Source organism: Streptomyces sp. NPDC048483 (assembly GCF_040651455.1).
Classification (GTDB): Bacteria; Actinomycetota; Actinomycetes; order Streptomycetales; family Streptomycetaceae; genus Streptomyces.
Map to the genome: position 1 here is coordinate 1 of NZ_JBEZJZ010000148.1, position 16,073 is coordinate 16,073.

Sequence of the window (16,073 nt, forward strand, 5' to 3'; positions counted from 1 at the left end):
CCTCACCAAGGGCGAGGCCGGCTCGCTGGTGCTCACGCCCGCCGACGGCGGCTCCAGGGCCCCGAGCGCAGCTTGTCGTCCTCGATGCCGCGCAGGCCGTCGTAGTCCAGGACCACGCAGCCGATGCCACGGTCCGTGGCCAGCACCCGCGCCTGCGGCTTGATCTCCTGAGCTGCGAAGATGCCCTTGACGGGCGCCAAGTGCGGGTCACGGTTGAGGAGTTCGAGATAGCGCGTCAGCTGCTCGACACCGTCGATCTCGCCCCGCCGCTTGATCTCCACGGCCACGGTCTGGCCGTCCGCGTCCCGGCACAAGATATCCACGGGGCCAATGGCAGTGGGGTATTCACGCCGAATCAGGGAGTAGCCCTCGCCGAGCGTCTCGATCCGGTCGGCGAGCAGTTCCTGAAGGTGGGCCTCCACACCGTCCTTGATGAGGCCGGGGTCGACACCGAGCTCGTGCGAGGAGTCGTGCAGGACCTCCTCCAGGGTGATGATGAGCTTCTCGCCACCCTTGTTCTCCACCGTCCACACATCGCCGTCCCCCTCCTTGAGGGAACAGGGCGGGGACATCCAGTTGAGGGGTTTGTAGGCCCGGTCGTCCGCGTGAATGGAGACGGAGCCGTCCGCTTTCACGAGGATGAGGCGGGGGGCCGAGGGGAGGTGGGCAGTGAGCCGGCCGGCGTAGTCCACGGAGCAGCGGGCGATGACGAGACGCATGGTGCGAAACGCTACTCGACCGGGGGCCGCCCGCGCGATTCGCCCTTGCGCCACGGTCTCTTTACGGGGGAAATCCCCGCACCCCCGGCGCTCACCAATGGCCGGTTGTATGTGCAATCTCCTGGTGCGTGCCTCTTGCGCGGCATACCGTTGAAGCAGGGGGTCGTGAGGCGAACACGCTGTGTCGCGAAACCCCGAGTCCCATCCCTGAGGCCCCGTCCGTCCCGGCGGGGCCGCGAGAGGAGAACCTCATGTCGCTCGACGTCTCACCGGCCCTCCTCGAACAGGCCGAGCGAGGCGAGGTCGACGAAGCCGCTTTTGTCGACTGCGTCCGGAACTCCCTCCCCTACGCATGGGGGATGATCAGCTCTCTGGTGGCCCAGCTGAAGGTGGACGGCGGTCAGTTCGCCGACAACCAGACGCCGCCGCCGGACGAGCAGGCGCGCGGCCAGCTGCTGCGCGCACTGGCGAGTGACGCCATCCGCGGTTCGCTGGAGCGCCACTTCGGTGTGCGCCTCGCTTTTCAGAACTGCCACCGGGTCGCGGTCTTCCCGCTCGACCCGGCCGTGGACGGCCGCCTGGCCAAATTCACCTCGATCCGGGGTCAGCTGCTGAACCAGTCGCCGGAACTGCGCGACTGCTGATCGGAGTTGCTGCCGCTGCGCACCACGCGGGAGGCACCCACCGTGCCCACGCGCCAGCGGCAGCACCACCGGCCGACGGCATGACCTCCCCGGAAGTACGGCGCATCGCATGACCGCAGCACCCCAGAACCGGGGAACACCGCGCGCCGCTCCGCCCCGTCCGGCGGAGTCAGGCCAGCTGCGGCAGGACCTCCGCACCGAGCCGCCGGACGTTCTCCTCGGTGGCGGCAAGATCGCCGGAGCCCTCGGCGAGCAGCGCGAACCGCTTGATGCCCGTACGCTCCGCCGACGCCGCCAGCCGGTCCGCACACAGTCGCGGCGGGCCGACCGGATGCAGCCCGCACAGCAGCTCCGTATACGCCAGCGGATCCCGCATGGCGCGATAGCGGCCGTCGACCGTGACATGCGCGCCCAGGCCCTGCCGCAGCCAGCCGGGCATCGCCTTCGTCAGCGTCTCCTCGGCGTCCCGGCGGGCGTCGGCGATCTGCACCACGCCCGCCGACACATGCCCGGCCGCGGCCACCTCGTCGCCGTCCCGGCCGGCCGCCAGCGCCGCCGACCGCCACAGCGCGACCATGTCCGCCTTCTCCTCGTCGTCGCAGTGCATACCGAGGAGCATCGGCAGCCCGCGCTCGGCGGCCAGCCGTACGGACGCGGGCGAGGTGCAGGCGACCACCACGGGCGGCCCGGACACGGTGTCGTCCGGATCGGTCAGTGCCTCGTCGGGCCGCGGTACGACCGCCACCTCCCGGAATGCATAGCGCTCGCCCGCCGCGCCGACCCGTGGCTCGCGCAGCCAGCGCAGCAGCAGATCGAGCGACTCAGCGAAGCCGTGGTCGTACGCGGCGAGCCCGGCGCCGAAGACCTCGAGATCCACCCAGGGCCCGCCCCGGCCGACGCCGAGCGTGAACCGCCCCTCGGAGGTGAGATGCAGCAGCGCCGCCTGCTCGCCGAGCGTCACCGGATGCTGGGTCGGCAGCACACTCACCGCCGTACCGACCCCGATCCGGCGGGTGCGGCCCAGCAGCAGCGCGGCCAGTGTGACCGCATTCGGGCACACGCCGTACGGCACGAAGTGGTGTTCCGCCAGCCAGACATCGGCGAGCCCGGCCTCCTCCGCGACCTCCGCGGAGCGCACCGCGCGGTGCAGTGCTTCCCCCTGTCCCTGGCCGGGAAATTGAGCGGCCAGGATGAAAGCCCCAACGCGCATCGCTCTCTGCCTCCTCGCAGCCGACGCGGCCTCCCCCTTACAGGCAACAACGTCTGACACGTGCCAAGGGCACGGCCTGACGCGAAATTTCCCGATGATCGCAGAAACTTGCCGGGCGGGTTCCGCCCGTGACCGGGCCGCGTACGCTGGTGACAACCCGTGACCCCGCAGATTCCCCGAGGTGCTCAGTGTCCCCGCGTCGAAACCGCCAGCGCGGCGGTGCGAACCCCATCGACCGCACGGGCGGTGACCGTTACGGCCTGGAAACGACCGAGGAGTGGCGCGGCGAGGACTGGGTCGTACGGCAGGTGGGCGGCTCCGGAGCGGCCAAGCACTACCGCTGCCCCGGCTGCGACCAGGAGATCCCGCCCGGAATGCCGCATGTCGTCGCCTGGCCGCAGCACGGCGATGTCGACGACCGCCGGCACTGGCACAAGGCGTGCTGGAACGCACGGGACCGCCGGAGCGCGCGGCTCCAGCGGTCCCGTAATGCGCCCAGGTACTGAGCGTCCTGAGCGTCCCCTTTAGACGTCGCGCTTCTCCTGGACGGCGAAGGCGGCGGCCAGGGCGGCGGCGGTGACCCCGGCGAGGATCAGCACCGGCGTCCAGCCCTCCGGGCCGGAGCCCCTGAAGAACGGGGCGTCGTGGAGGACCGCCAGTGAGTTGGGGACCGAGTAGTTGATCAGTGCCGTGGCGATGTCCCTGAGGCTGTCCGAGACGGCCATGAACATCGCCAGCAGCATCGGCAGCAGCACCAGCCCGAGCATCGCGCTGATCGCACCCGCGGAATGCCGCAGCAGCGAGCCGACCGCCAGCGCCAGCAGGCCGAGCAGCGACACATACAGACCATCGCCCACGGTGGCGCGCAGCCACTGATCGGCCGTCGGTTCACGGCCGTCCAGCACGGCCGTGGAGAGCAGCGTGACCACGGCGGCGGCGAGCGTCGTGACGACGAAGGACAGCAGGAAGAAGACGGCCGCCTTGGCGGTGAGCACCCGCGCCCGGCTGGGGCAGGCGGTCATGGTCGTACGGATCATCCCCGTCCCGTACTCGGAGGAGATGACCAGGACGCCAAGGGGAATGATGCACAAGGTGCCCAGCAGGAGGCCGATGAACGAGAACGCCAGCTTGTTGCCGACCGCGTGGCCGGAGGCGGACAGCAGGCCGGCGATCAGCACATCGATGCCGACGAACAGCAGGACCATCACGCCCAGCGTCCAGAGCGTCGAGCGCACCGAGCGGATCTTCGTCCACTCGGAGGCCAGGGCGTGACCGAGGTGGGTGTTGTTCACCGGGATCGGTGAGACGTAACCCGCCTGACCCGCCTGACCGGCCTGCCAGTGGGGTGCCTGCTGCGGCTGCTGCTGGGGATGGGCCTGCGGGGGCACCGGGGCCTGCTGCGCCTGGGGCCCCGGGGCGGTCTGGGCCTGGAGCATCATCGTGCCCGCGTCCCTGCCGGGGCCGTGCGCCGCGAGCGGCTGAGGCTGCGGCGGGGCCTGGGGGAGCGACTGGGCCTGGAGCATCATCGTGCCGGCCTCTTGGGCGGGCGCGGGCGCGGGCTGCTCCGGCGGCTGCTGCGCCTGGAGCATCATCGTGCCGGATTCCTTGGCGAGCCCGGGGCCCGGCGCGGGCTGCTGGGCCTGCTGCTCCGGCTGGGGCACGGCCGCCGGCGGCGCGGCCGGCGGCATCGGCGGCGCCGCCGGTGTCGGCTGCTGGTGCGCGCCGGTCTCGTGCGGTCCCCGCTCAGGCTGCGGCTGGGGCTGCGGCTGCTGAGGGCTGGTCATCGGGCGTCCTCGTTCTGCGGCATGGGCATGGCGGCGGGGGCGGGCTGAGCGGCGGCCGGCGGCATGGGCGCGGCGTGCTGCGGCTGCTGCCCGTAAGGGTTGGGTGCGCCGTACTGCTCGGGTGACCCGTACGGGTGACCCGCAGGCTGCCCCGGGGGCGGGTAACCCGGCCCCGGAGCGGCGGGCGCCTGCTGCGCGTACGGGCCCTGCGCGGCGTAGGGGTTCGGCTGGCCCTGGCCAGGCGCATATCCGGCAGGCATCTGCTGCTGCAGGCCCGACCGCTGGTCGGTCGTCGAGCGGTAGTCCACGGCGCCCTGGGTGAGCCGCATGTACGCCTCCTCCAGGGAGGCCTGGTGCGGCGACAGCTCCCACAGCCGGACATCGGCCTCGTGCGCGAGATCGCTGATCCGGGGGAGCGGCAGTCCGGTCACCTTCAGCGCCCCGTCCGCCTCCGGCGTGACCTGCCCGCCCGCCTCACCGAGCGCGGCGGTCAGCTTCTCGCGCTGCTCGGGCTCGGTGTCCGGGGTACGCACCCGGGCGAAATCGGCGGAGTTGGCCGAGATGAAGTCCTTGACCGTCATATCGGACATCAGCTGTCCACGGCCGATGACGATCAAGTGCTCCGCGGTGAGCGCCATCTCGCTCATCAGGTGCGAGGAGACAAAGACCGTACGGCCCTCGGAGGCCAGCTGCTTCATCAGATTGCGCACCCACAGGATGCCCTCGGGGTCGAGACCGTTGACCGGCTCGTCGAAGAGCAGCACCTGCGGATCGCCGAGCAGCGCCGCGGCGATGCCCAGCCGCTGGCCCATACCGAGCGAGAAGCCCTTGGAACGGCGCGAGGCGACCTGCTGGAGGCCGACCACACCGAGCACCTCGTCGACCCGCCGGGCCGGGATGCCGGAGAGCTGGGCGAGGCTCAGCAGGTGCTGGCGCGCGCTGCGGCCGCCGTGTACGGCCTTGGCGTCGAGCAGGGCGCCGACCTGGCGCGGTGCGTTGGGCAGCTTGCGGAAGGGGCGGCCGGCGATGGTGGCGTGCCCCGAGGTGGGGGTGTCCAGCCCCAGAATCATCCGCATCGTTGTCGACTTGCCGGAGCCGTTGGGCCCCAGGAAGCCGGTGACGGTACCCGGCCGTACCTGGAACGACAGGTTGTGTACGGCCGTCTTGGCGCCGTAGCGCTTCGTCAGGCCGACTGCCTCGATCATGCTCCGCCCCTCGCGAGATGGTCGGGGCCGTGCGTGTGCCCCCGTGAGAGTTATGAGGCTATCGGGGTGTTGACGGTTCCCGTCAATTCCGTGCGCCCTGCCGCCTCCCCCATGTGCGGCGGGCCGGTGCCTCCGCACCTACGACGGGCCGGTGCCGCCGTGCGGGGCCGTCCGGAGGCGGTGCCGGGCGCGGTGGTTACGCGTCGCGCTTTTTGAGGAGTACGAAGCCGCCCGCCAGTGCCGCGAGCGTCCAGACGATCATGATGCCCAGGCCGCCCCAGGGGCCGTACGGCACGTCCTCGGCGGTCCGGGGGACGACCTGCATGATTTTTTGGCCGGCCTGGTCGGGGAGGTAGCGGCCGAGTTTCCGGGTGGCCGAGACATTGCCCAGGATGTTGGAGATCAAAAAGAAGAAGGGCATGAGGACGCCCAGCGAGAGCATCGGGCTGCGCAGCATCGCGGCCACGCCCATGGAGAACAGCGCGATGAGCGTCATGTAGAGGCCGCCGCCGATCACGGCGCGCAGTACCCCGGGGTCGCCGATCTGTGCCCGGTGATCGCCCAGTGCCGCCTGGCCTGCGAAGAACGTCATAAAGCTCGTTGCCAGGCCGACGACGAAGACCAGCGCGGTGGCCACCAGCAGCTTGCAGAAGAGGAAGGTGCCGCGTTGCGGTACGGCGGCGAGCGAGGCGCGGATCATGCCGGTGCTGTACTCGTTGGAGACCACCAGCACCCCGAAGACGATCATGGCGAGCTGGCCCAGGCCCATCCCGGCGAAGCTGATGTTGGTGGGGTCGAAGGTGACCCGGGGGTTGGCCGACATGGCCGTGAAGTCGTTCCGGGCCAGGATGCAGATCAGCACGCCCAGGGCGATGGTGACCACGACGGCCGTGCCCAGCGTCCACACCGTCGACCGTACCGACCTGATCTTGGTCCACTCCGAGCGCAGTACCTGCGCGACCACCGCCATCGGTCAGCCCCCCTTCCTCTGCCGGTGCTTCTCCCAGTCCGCGCCCCAGCCCTCCGGCTGTACCGGCATGCCGTCCAGCGGCGGCAGTCCCGGACGCACCGCGGCCGGCCGGTCCTCGTGCCCGTGATACTCCACGGACTCGGCGGTGAGCTGCATGAATGCCTCTTCCAGCGACGCCTGCTGGGGGCTCAGCTCGTGCAGGACGAGCCGGTTCCGGGCGGCCATCTCGCCCAGCCGGGCGGCCGGCACCCCGTCGATCTCCAGCGAGCCGTTGCCGACCGCCACCGCGCTGATGCCCTCGGCGTGCAGCACATCCAGCAGCATCTCCTGCTCGGGGGAGCGGATCCGGACGTAGGAGCGCGAGTTCTTGTGAATGAAATCCGCCATCGAGGTGTCCGCCATCAGGCGGCCCTGGCCGATCACGATCAAATGGTCGGCGGTGAGTGCCATTTCGCTCATCAGGTGCGAGGAGACAAAAACCGTACGGCCCTGAGCTGCGAGGTTCTTCATCATGTTGCGGATCCAGTGGATGCCCTCGGGATCGAGACCGTTGACCGGCTCGTCGAACATCAGGATCTCCGGATCGCCCAGCAGCGCCGCCGCGATGCCCAGCCGCTGGCCCATGCCGAGCGAGAAGCCCTTCGAGCGCTTCCCCGCGACCGAACTCAGCCCCACGGCGTCCAGCACCTCGGCGACCCGGCTGCGCCCAATGCCGTTGCTCTGCGCCAGACAGAGCAGATGATGGTACGCGCTCCGGCCGCCGTGTGTTGCCTTCGCGTCCAGCAGGGCGCCGATACAGGTCAGCGGATCCCGCAACTGGCGGTAGTGCTTGCCGTCGATACGGACCGTGCCCTCGGTCGGATTGTCCAGATCGAGCATCATCCGCATGGTCGTGGACTTGCCCGCGCCGTTCGGGCCGAGGAAGCCGGTGACGATGCCGGGCCGCACCGTACACGTGAGGTGGTCCACCGCCACCTTGTCGCCGTAATGCTTCGTCAGCCCCTCGAGCTCGATCATGTACAGCACGCTAAGGGCGCCCCGGGGCCCTCGCCACCGGGAGCCGCCCCGACACGCCGCCGCGCCCCCGCACCGCCACGCGGCGGTACGAGGGCGCGGGAAACAGCCGTACGGCCGTCAGCGGGTCTGCTGGGCGGGGACGCCGCGGGAGATGGGCTCCTCGTCGCCGGGCGCGCCGGCCGCGGCGACCGCCGCGCCGGTCAGCGTCGCCAGCATCTCGCGGACGTTGGTCAGCTGCGCGTTGATGGAGTCGCGGCGGTTGGTCAGCGCCGCCAGCTCGCGCTCCGATTCGCTGCGGATCCGGTCGGCCTTGGCATTGGCGTCGGCCACAATGTCCTCGGCCTGGCGCTGGGCCGTCTCGACGGTCTGGCGGGCACGGCGCTCGGCGTCGGTGCGCAGCTTCTCGGCCTCCAGACGGAGCTGCTCGGCGCGGTGCTCGATCTCCGCGAGACGCTTCTCGGCCTTGGCCTGACGCGAGGCCAGGTCGCGCTCGGACTGCTCGCGGCGCTTGGCCAGGTTCGTCTCGAAGTCCGCGGCGGCCTGGGCGGCCTTGGCGCGGGTCTCCTCGAAGAGGGAGTCGGCTTCCTCGCGCTTGGACTGCGCGTCCTTCTGCGCCTCGGAACGCAGCGTGGCCGCCTCGCCCTTGGCCTTCTCGACGATCCGGGCGCCCTCGTCCTCGGCCTTCGCCTTGCGCTCGGCGGCGAACGACTCGGCGTCGTTACGAACCTGCTGGGCGGCCGACTCGGCCAGCTCGCGGTGCTGCTCGGCGGCCCGGCGGGCCTCCTCGCGCAGGTCCTTGGCCTCCTCCTCGGCGAGACGGAGGATCTTCTCGACGCGTGCACCGAGGCCTGCGTAGGACGGTTCGGCGTCGTTGACCTGAGCCTGGGCGTTCTGCGTCTCGAGGTGCAGCTCCTCGATCCGCTTTTCCAGCGACGTGATGCGGCCCAGCGCACTGTCGCGGTCAGCGACGAGCTTGGTAATGCGGTCGTCCACCTGACCGCGGTCGTACCCACGCCGCACGAGCTCGAAGCCGAAGGGGGAGGATGTGTCGCTCATGGGGTTCCTGTCGAAAGAGACCGGTGAGGTGATAAGGGGAATCCTAGGGGTCTTAACGGCGTGTCATCGAGTCGTTGCGCGTTTGGAATGGAGAATGACCCCTCGTTCGAGTGGCTACCCTTCAGACGGCTTGCCACTCGAACGAGTTGCACCGGCCCCAGCAGCCGTCTTGACGGCGCCCTTGCCCTCCGCACCGCCCGTCGGCAGCTCAAAGGACTCCAGCGCCTCCAAAACATCCTGAACGCGGGAGATTTCGGCGTTGATGTCCTCCCGCCGGCGCACCAGGACCTCCAGCTCACGCTTGCCTTCGTCCACGATACGGCCGGCCTCGGCCTCCGCCTCGCTACGCATCCGCTCCGCGTTGCGCTCCGCCTCGGCCCGCTTGTTCTGGGCCTCCTTGATCAGACCCTCGGCCTTCTTCACCGCCGAGATCCGGACCTTGCTCGCCTCACTGTTCGCGTCCGACAGCAGCTGGTCGGCCTTCTCCTTCGCCTCCACCTGCTGCTCGGTGGCCTGCGCAATGAGCTTGTCGACCCGCTCGCCGGCGTTCTTCATCGCCTCCGCCGACTCCCGGCGCGCCCGGTCGTGCAGCTCCTCGACCTCACCCTCGACCCGGGCCCGCAGCTCCTCAGCACGCTCCCGTATGGCGGTGGCGTCCCCGCGGGCCTCCTCCAGCAGGGTGTTGGCATCCGTACGGGCCTTCTCGACCCGCGCGTTGCCCTCGGACGTCGCCTCCGTGACGAGCCGGTCGGCCTCCTTACGGGCCGCCCCGACCATCGTGTCGGACTGCTCCTCCGCCGCGGTGGCCGTCTTGAGCGCCTCCTCCTGCGCCTTGGCAATGAGCTGATCGGCCTGCTCGGCGGCGTCCCCGCGCCGCTTGGCGGCACCCTTGCGGGCCTCGTCCAGCAACCGGTCCGCCTCCTGCTGGGCCTCCGTCCGCAGCCGCTCCGACTCGGCCTCGGCGTCCTCCTTGACCTTGGCGGATTCGTTACGGGTGCGATTGGCGTGCTCCTGCGCCGCGGTGACCGTTTCGGCCGCGTCCGCCCGCATCCGGTCCGCCTCCGCGGTGGCCGCGGCAAGCATCCGGTCCGCCTGCTCGCGGGCATCGGCCCGGGTACAGTCCGCGTCGCGCTCGGCGGTGGCGGTGGTCTCCGCCGCCTCCGCGCGCAGCCGCTCGGCCTCCGTACCGGCCTCCGACATCAGCTCGTCGGCCTGCTGCGCGGCGTCCGACCGCGTCTTGTTGGCCGCCTTGCGCGCCTCGTCGCCCGTCTGCTGAGCATCCGTCCGCGCCGTCTCCAGCGCCTCGGCCGCCTCCGTCCGCAGCCGCTCCGCGGTCTCGGACGCCTCGGTGACCATGAGGTGCGCCTGCTGCTCGCCCTCCGCGCGCAGTCGGTCGGCGGCCTGCTGGGCCTCCCGGACCATCCGGTTCGCATCGTCCTGCGCCGAAGACGTCAGCTCGGTGGCCTCGGTGACGATCCGTTCGGCCTCCGACCGCGCCTCGGCGATCAGCGCATCGGCCTGCCCGGCGGCGTCCGACCGCATCCGGTTCGCATCGTCCCGTGCCTCCGCACGGGCCCGCGCCGCATCCTGCTCACCGGCCGCCAGCGCATCCGCCGCCTCCGTCCGCAGCTGCTGCGCCTTCGCCGTCGCGTCCCCGACCAGCTTCGCGGCCTGCGCACTCGCCTCCGACACCAGCCGGTCGGCCTGCTCCGCCGCCTCCGACCGCGCCGCGTTGGCGTCCCGCCGCGCCTCGTCCAGAACGCCGGCCGCCTCCGTACGCAGCCGCTCGCCCTCCTCGAGGGCCTCGGAAACCGTCCGCTCCGCAAGCGACCTCGCGGCCTCGGACGCCTCCTGCGCCTCGCGCCGCACTCGCGCCGCGTCCTCCGAGGCGCGCTCCCGCTCGTCGTAGGCGTCCTTGCGGACCCGGTCCGCCTCCTCCTGCGCCTCCGACTTCGTACGCTCCGCGACATGCTCGGCCGTCGACCGCAGCCCGGCGATCTCCTGCTCGGCCTGCTCGTGCAGATCCGCGACCGCGTCCCGTACCTGCTGCGCGGTCTGCTCGGCCGCCGCGACCAGCTCGCCCGCGCGCCGGTCCGCCTCCTCGACCAGCCGCTCCGCCTCCGCCTGCGCCTCGCTCACCCGCGTACGGGCCGACGCCAGCAGCTCCTCGGACTGCTCCCGCGCCGCGGTGCGCTCCTGGTGGGCCTCCTCACGGGCCTCACCCAGCAGCTGCTCGGCCTCCCGGCGCCGCCGCGCGGCCTCCTCCTGGGCCTCCGCCAGCGCCTGCGCCGCCTCCGTACCCGTACGCTCCGCGGCCGCCGCCGCCTCCGCGCGCACCCGGTCCGCGGTCTCCTGCGCCTCCGCCTTGAGCCGCTCCGCCTCGGCCGCCGCCTCGCTGCGCAGCCGTACGGCCACCGCCTCGCTCTCGGAACGCGCCGCCGACGCATCCGAGGCCGCCTCGGCGCGCAGCCGCTCGGCCTCCTCCTCGGCCTCCTGCTGCAACGCGCGGCGCCGGTCGGCGGCCTCGGCCTTGAGCCGGGCCGCCTCCTCCTGCGTCTCCCGGCGCAGCCGCTCGGCCTCCGTGCGCGCATCGCGCAGCTCGTCCTCGGCGGCGGTGACCCTGCCCGCCGCCTCGGCGTGCAGCCGGTCCAGCTCGCCCTGCGCCTCGGACCGCTTCTCCTCCGCGGCCCGCTCGGCCTCCGCGCGCAGCTCCCGGGCGCTGTCCTCGGCCGTCGTGGTCAGCGTCTCGGCGGCCTGGGTGCCCTCCAGCAGCAGCTGCTCGGCCTCCGCACGCGCCCGCTCCAGCGCCTCCTCGGCCTGCCGACGCAGCGCCGACGCCCGCTCGATGGCCTCGGTCCGGACCCGCTCGCTCTCCGCGACGGCACCCGAACGGGTCTCCTCCGCATCGGCCTTGGCCTTGCCCAGCAGCTCCTCGGCGGACCCGGCCGCCTCCTCGATCTGCCCCACGGCCTCCCGGCGGGCCTCGCTGCGGATCCGCTCGCCCTCGGCGACCGCGTCCGCCCGCAGCTGCTCCGCCTCGCCGCGCAGCCGCCGTGCCTCCTCCTGGAGTTCGACGGTCTTGGCGCGGTACTCCTTCGTGTCGTCCTTCGCCGCGCCCTTGAGCTGCGCCGCCGTGTCGTGCGCCTCCTCGCGCAGCCGGTCCGCCTCGGACTCGGCCTCGCTGCGCAGCCGTTCGGCCTCCTCGGCCGCAGCCCTGGTGGTGGCCTTGGCATCCTCGGACGCCTTGGTCAGCACCTCCTCGGCCGTCCGCGCCGCCTTCGCCAGCTGCGCCGCGGAGTCCTCCGCCACCTTCGACCGCGCGGTCTCCTGCGCCTCGGCGATCAGCCGCTCGGTCTCCGTACGGGCATCCGCGCGCAGTTGCTCGGCCTCGGCCTTGAGCGCCTCGGCCTCCTTGGTGGCCTCCCCGACCAGCCGCGCGATCTCCGCCTTGGCCGTACGGGTGCGCTGCTCGTTCTCCGACTCGGTGGCCGACAGCCGCTTGCCCGCGGCCTGCTGGGCCTCCTCGACGAGCTTCTCCGCCTCGGCGCGCGCCTCGCGCAGCGCCGCGTCCGCCTCCTGGATCCGCGCCTCGGCCGTACGGGTCAGCTCGGCCGCCTGACGGCGCGCCTCCTCCGACTCCGTACCGGCCGTCGTCCGCAGCTGCTCGGCCTGATCGGTGGCGTCCTGGGCCTGGTTGGAGGCCGCATTCAGCAGCCGCTCGGCGTCCGTCCGCGCCCGGCGCAGGATGGATTCCGCTTCGGCGCGCGCATCCTCCGCCGACGAGTCAAGGCGCTCGCGGGCCTGCTCGGCCAGCCGCTGTGCCTCGGCCCGCGCGGCCGCCAGCGCCTGCTCGGCCTCCGCCCGGGACTCCTCCATGAGGCGGCGGGCCTGCGACTCGGTACGGGCCCGCAGCTGTTCGGCCCAGGCGACGTTCTCGTTGACATGCGACTCGACGGTCTGCCGGCGCTCATTGAGCTCTTCATCGAGCCGCTGCCGGCGGGTGACCGCCTCGGCATGCAGCTCGGACTCCAGCCGGGACTGCCGCTCGGCCTGCTCCTGGAGCAGCCGCTGGGTCTGCGCCCGCGCGTCGCGCAGCTCCCGCTCCGCGTCCGTCCGCAGCTGGTCCGCCTGGATCTGCGCATTGCGCAGCAGCTGTTCGGCCTGGTGGCTGATGTTGTCGTAGGCAGGGCGGGTCGCGAGATTGCGGCGCGCCTCATGCAGCTTGGCGCGCAACACCTCGACCTGATAGCCGAGGTCGTCGGCGTGCTGGACGGCCTTGTCCCGCTCGGTCTTCAGCCGCTCCATCTCGGCCTCGAACTGCGAGAGGTGGTCGTCAGCCTCGTAGCGGTCGTTGCCCCGCACTGCGCGGTCCCATCCGTCCCCTGGTCATGGTGGCGGCCGACTCCGTCCTGCGGATGCTCGTCCCGTACACGTCACGTCGTACCGGACTCGCGCCCATCGGAGCTGACCCTTCCGAAGAAATGGTGTCAGATCATCGGCAGAGTATGGACCGAGCCCCACTCCCGTACCCCGGCCGAAGGTGCACTCTACCGGCCGGGGAACGCGAAGGTCAGTGGTCCGTCGGGGAGGACGGCGCGGCGGTGACGAGTTCGGTGAGCACTCCGTGACAGTCCTTGGGGTGCAGGAAGGTGATCCGGGAGCCCATCGACCCGGTCCGCGGCTCGTCGTAGAGCACCCGCACACCCTTGTCCCGGGCGGCCGCGGCGTCCCCGTCCACATCCGCCGTACCGAAGGCGATGTGATGCACACCTTCACCGTTCTTCTTCAGCCACTTTCCCACCGCGGAGTCCTCCCGGGTCGGCTCCAGGAGCTGGAGATACGAGGCGCCGCCGTCGGAGGTCTCATTGATTTTCAGCATCGCCTCCCGGACGCCCTGCTCCTCGTTGACCTCGGAGTGGAACACCTCGAATCCGTACGTGGCACGGTAGAACTCGACAGTCTTGTCGAGGTCGAAACAGGCGATCCCGATGTGGTCGATTCGCGTCAGCATGGCTCCAGTGCACCGCTCTCACGGCTGGTTACGCAACGTGCGCGCGATCACACCCGCTTCCCGATGACCCCGGGCGTACCGCTCAGTACATTGACGGGAACCCTCGTTAACTTCCCTGCAAAGGAAGGCCGGATCGCATGTCTGCAACCAACGGCACCACCTCCGTCATCGTGGCGGGAGCCCGCACCCCCATGGGTCGGCTCCTGGGATCCCTCCGGACCTTCTCCGGCGCCGACCTCGGCGCGGTCGCCATCAAGGCCGCCCTCGACCGGGCCGGCATCGGCGGTGACCAGGTGCAGTACGTGATCATGGGCCAGGTCCTCCAGGCCGGCGCCGGCCAGATCCCGGCCCGCCAGGCCGCCATCAAGGCCGGCATCCCGATGAACGTCCCCGCGCTCACCGTCAACAAGGTCTGCCTCTCCGGCCTCGACGCGATCGCACTGGCCGACCAGCTGATCCGCGCCGGCGAGTTCGACGTCGTCGTCGCCGGCGGCCAGGAGTCCATGACCAACGCCCCGCACCTGCTGCCCAAGTCCCGCGAGGGCTACAAGTACGGCGCCGTCGAGATGCTCGACGCGATGGCCCACGACGGCCTCACCGACGCCTACGAGGGCGTCGCGATGGGCGAGTCCACCGAGAAGCACAACACCCGCCTCGGCATCGCCCGGCCAGAGCAGGACGAGATCGCCGCGCGCTCCCACCAGCGCGCCGCGACCGCCCAGAAGAACGGCCTCTTCGCGGCCGAGATCACCCCCGTCGAGATCCCGCAGCGCAAGGGCGACCCGGTGCTCTTCAGCCAGGACGAGGGCATCCGCGGCGACACCACCACCGAGTCCCTCGGCAAGCTGCGCCCGGCCTTCGCCAAGGACGGCACGATCACCGCCGGCACCTCCTCGCAGATCTCCGACGGCGCGGCCGCGGTCGTCGTGATGAGCAAGGCCAAGGCCGAGGAACTGGGCCTGGAATGGATCGCCGAGATCGGCGCGCACGGCAATGTCGCCGGCCCCGACAACTCGCTCCAGTCGCAGCCGTCCAATGCCATCAACCACGCCCTGAAGAAGTACGGCCTGGCCGTCGGGGATCTTGACCTGATCGAGATCAACGAGGCGTTCGCGGCGGTCGCCGTGCAGTCAATGAAGGACCTCGGGGTATCCCCGGAAAAGGTGAATGTCAACGGCGGTGCGATTGCCCTGGGCCACCCGATCGGCATGTCCGGCGCCCGCATCGTGCTGCACCTCGCGCTGGAGCTGCGCCGCCGGGGCGGTGGCGTGGGAGCCGCCGCGCTGTGCGGTGGCGGTGGCCAGGGCGACGCGCTGATCATCCGCGTACCGGGTAAGTAACCGCGCAACGGAGCGAGCCGAAGGAGACGGGCAGCAATGGTGGACGTCCCGCAGCTGGTGGAGCAGGCCCGGCAGGGCCGGCCGAGGGCGGTGGCCCGGCTGATCTCCCTCGTGGAGGGGGCGGCACCGGAGCTGCGCGAGGTGATGGCGACACTCGCGCCGCTCACCGGCAACGCCTATGTGGTCGGGCTGACCGGCTCACCCGGCGTCGGGAAGTCCACCACCACCTCCGCGCTGGTGACGGCCTACCGCAAGACGGGCAAACGGGTCGGCGTCCTCGCCGTCGACCCGTCCTCGCCGTTCTCCGGGGGCGCGCTGCTCGGCGACCGCGTCCGGATGTCGGAGCACGCCTCCGACCCCGGCGTCTACATCCGTTCCATGGCCACCCGCGGCCATCTGGGCGGGCTGGCCTGGGCGGCCCCGCAGGCGATCCGCGTCCTGGACGCGGCCGGCTGTGACGTGGTCCTCGTCGAGACGGTCGGCGTCGGGCAGTCCGAGGTGGAGATCGCCTCGCAGGCCGATACGAGCGTGGTGCTGCTGGCCCCCGGGATGGGCGACGGCATCCAGGCGGCCAAGGCCGGAATCCTGGAGATCGGCGACGTCTACGTCGTCAACAAGGCCGACCGGGACGGCGCCGACGCCACCGCCCGTGAGCTCAATCACATGCTGGGGCTGGGCGAAGCGCGGGCGCCGGGCGACTGGCGGCCGCCGATCGTCAAGACGGTCGCGGCGCGCAGCGAGGGCATCGACGAGGTCGTTGAGGCGCTCGAGAAGCACCGCGCCTGGATGGAGGAGCACGGGGCGCTCGCCCAGCGGCGCCGGGTGCGGGCGGCGCGGGAGGTCGAGACGATTGCGGTGACGGCGCTGCGGGAGCGGATCGGCGATCTCCGGGGAGATCGCCGGCTGGATGCGCTGGCCGAGCGGATCGTCGCCGGCGAGACGGATCCGTATCGGGCGGCGGACGAGCTGGTGGACGGGTTGACGAACGGGGGCTGAGGGCGCCGCCGTTCGCGGGTGCCGCTGGGGTTGGTGGGGGCTGGTGGCGGGCGGGGTCTGTTGGTGCCGGGGGGCCGGAGGGGACGCACGGGGGTCCGTCCTCGGGCCGGGCGCTTCTGGT

13 protein-coding genes are annotated in these 16,073 nt (G+C 71.6%); 4 read left to right on the forward strand and 9 right to left on the reverse strand.

Annotation, left to right across the window (positions count from 1 at the left end):
* Positions 1 to 32: 32 nt before the first annotated feature.
* Complete coding sequence (nucS, locus tag AB0D04_RS39000) at positions 33 to 719, reverse strand: endonuclease NucS (RefSeq protein ID WP_362712151.1); 687 nt, start codon at positions 717 to 719, stop codon at positions 33 to 35.
* A gap of 251 nt (positions 720 to 970) precedes the next feature.
* Here nucS and AB0D04_RS39005 point away from each other — a divergent pair, with 251 nt between their 5' ends.
* Positions 971 to 1,363 (forward strand): SCO5389 family protein, encoded by a 393-nt coding sequence (locus AB0D04_RS39005; RefSeq protein ID WP_362712152.1) that lies wholly within the window; start codon positions 971 to 973, stop codon positions 1,361 to 1,363.
* Positions 1,364 to 1,532: 169 nt separating this feature from the next.
* Here the strand turns inward: AB0D04_RS39005 and AB0D04_RS39010 are convergent, their stop codons facing one another.
* Positions 1,533 to 2,573 (reverse strand): LLM class flavin-dependent oxidoreductase, encoded by a 1,041-nt coding sequence (locus AB0D04_RS39010; RefSeq protein ID WP_362712153.1) that lies wholly within the window; start codon positions 2,571 to 2,573, stop codon positions 1,533 to 1,535.
* A 188-nt stretch (positions 2,574 to 2,761) separates the two neighbouring features.
* Between AB0D04_RS39010 and AB0D04_RS39015 the strand changes: the two genes are divergently transcribed.
* Positions 2,762 to 3,079 carry an ATP/GTP-binding protein gene (locus AB0D04_RS39015; protein WP_362712154.1) on the forward strand — a complete coding sequence of 106 codons (318 nt, stop codon included), beginning with the start codon at positions 2,762 to 2,764 and terminating at the stop codon, positions 3,077 to 3,079.
* Between the two features lie 18 nt (positions 3,080 to 3,097).
* Here AB0D04_RS39015 and AB0D04_RS39020 read toward each other — a convergent pair whose 3' ends face one another.
* The 7 genes from AB0D04_RS39020 to mce form a co-directional block, all read right to left on the reverse strand.
* Positions 3,098 to 4,357 (reverse strand): ABC transporter permease subunit, encoded by a 1,260-nt coding sequence (locus tag AB0D04_RS39020; RefSeq protein WP_362712155.1) that lies wholly within the window; start codon positions 4,355 to 4,357, stop codon positions 3,098 to 3,100.
* A complete protein-coding gene (locus tag AB0D04_RS39025) occupies positions 4,354 to 5,562 on the reverse strand; it encodes an ABC transporter ATP-binding protein (RefSeq protein WP_362712156.1) in 1,209 nt (402 codons plus the stop codon). Before AB0D04_RS39025 ends, AB0D04_RS39020 begins: the two co-directional genes overlap by 4 nt.
* 196 nt (positions 5,563 to 5,758) lie before the next feature.
* Positions 5,759 to 6,532 (reverse strand): ABC transporter permease, encoded by a 774-nt coding sequence (locus tag AB0D04_RS39030; protein ID WP_362712157.1) that lies wholly within the window; start codon positions 6,530 to 6,532, stop codon positions 5,759 to 5,761.
* A gap of 3 nt (positions 6,533 to 6,535) precedes the next feature.
* Positions 6,536 to 7,549 (reverse strand): ATP-binding cassette domain-containing protein, encoded by a 1,014-nt coding sequence (locus AB0D04_RS39035; RefSeq protein ID WP_362712158.1) that lies wholly within the window; start codon positions 7,547 to 7,549, stop codon positions 6,536 to 6,538.
* A 117-nt stretch (positions 7,550 to 7,666) separates the two neighbouring features.
* Positions 7,667 to 8,605, reverse strand: coding sequence for a cellulose-binding protein (locus AB0D04_RS39040; RefSeq protein WP_362712159.1), 939 nt, complete (start codon positions 8,603 to 8,605; stop codon positions 7,667 to 7,669).
* 114 nt (positions 8,606 to 8,719) lie between these two features.
* Positions 8,720 to 12,967 (reverse strand): polarized growth protein Scy, encoded by a 4,248-nt coding sequence (scy, locus tag AB0D04_RS39045; protein ID WP_362712160.1) that lies wholly within the window; start codon positions 12,965 to 12,967, stop codon positions 8,720 to 8,722.
* A 208-nt stretch (positions 12,968 to 13,175) separates the two neighbouring features.
* Positions 13,176 to 13,616 carry a methylmalonyl-CoA epimerase gene (gene mce, locus AB0D04_RS39050; protein ID WP_362712161.1) on the reverse strand — a complete coding sequence of 147 codons (441 nt, stop codon included), beginning with the start codon at positions 13,614 to 13,616 and terminating at the stop codon, positions 13,176 to 13,178.
* 137 nt (positions 13,617 to 13,753) lie between these two features.
* Here mce and AB0D04_RS39055 point away from each other — a divergent pair, with 137 nt between their 5' ends.
* The gene (locus tag AB0D04_RS39055; RefSeq protein WP_362712162.1) at positions 13,754 to 14,956 is read left to right on the forward strand and encodes an acetyl-CoA C-acetyltransferase; all 1,203 of its coding nucleotides are present in this window, start codon (positions 13,754 to 13,756) and stop codon (positions 14,954 to 14,956) included.
* Between the two features lie 36 nt (positions 14,957 to 14,992).
* Positions 14,993 to 15,952, forward strand: coding sequence for a methylmalonyl Co-A mutase-associated GTPase MeaB (meaB, locus tag AB0D04_RS39060; RefSeq protein WP_362712163.1), 960 nt, complete (start codon positions 14,993 to 14,995; stop codon positions 15,950 to 15,952).
* Positions 15,953 to 16,073: the final 121 nt, after the last annotated feature.

Bases quoted from the DNA above. Each gene is read 5' to 3' on its own strand.
- AB0D04_RS39025 (WP_362712156.1), bottom strand. From the start codon at position 5,562: ATGATCGAGGCAGTCGGCCTGACGAAGCGCTACGGCGCCAAGACGGCC.
- AB0D04_RS39020 (WP_362712155.1), bottom strand. From the start codon at position 4,357: ATGACCAGCCCTCAGCAGCCGCAGCCCCAGCCGCAGCCTGAGCGGGGA.
- AB0D04_RS39005 (WP_362712152.1), top strand. From the start codon at position 971: ATGTCGCTCGACGTCTCACCGGCCCTCCTCGAACAGGCCGAGCGAGGC.
- nucS (WP_362712151.1), bottom strand. From the start codon at position 719: ATGCGTCTCGTCATCGCCCGCTGCTCCGTGGACTACGCCGGCCGGCTC.
- AB0D04_RS39035 (WP_362712158.1), bottom strand. From the start codon at position 7,549: ATGATCGAGCTCGAGGGGCTGACGAAGCATTACGGCGACAAGGTGGCG.
- AB0D04_RS39010 (WP_362712153.1), bottom strand. From the start codon at position 2,573: ATGCGCGTTGGGGCTTTCATCCTGGCCGCTCAATTTCCCGGCCAGGGA.
- AB0D04_RS39055 (WP_362712162.1), top strand. From the start codon at position 13,754: ATGTCTGCAACCAACGGCACCACCTCCGTCATCGTGGCGGGAGCCCGC.
- meaB (WP_362712163.1), top strand. From the start codon at position 14,993: ATGGTGGACGTCCCGCAGCTGGTGGAGCAGGCCCGGCAGGGCCGGCCG.
- mce (WP_362712161.1), bottom strand. From the start codon at position 13,616: ATGCTGACGCGAATCGACCACATCGGGATCGCCTGTTTCGACCTCGAC.
- AB0D04_RS39040 (WP_362712159.1), bottom strand. From the start codon at position 8,605: ATGAGCGACACATCCTCCCCCTTCGGCTTCGAGCTCGTGCGGCGTGGG.
- AB0D04_RS39030 (WP_362712157.1), bottom strand. From the start codon at position 6,532: ATGGCGGTGGTCGCGCAGGTACTGCGCTCGGAGTGGACCAAGATCAGG.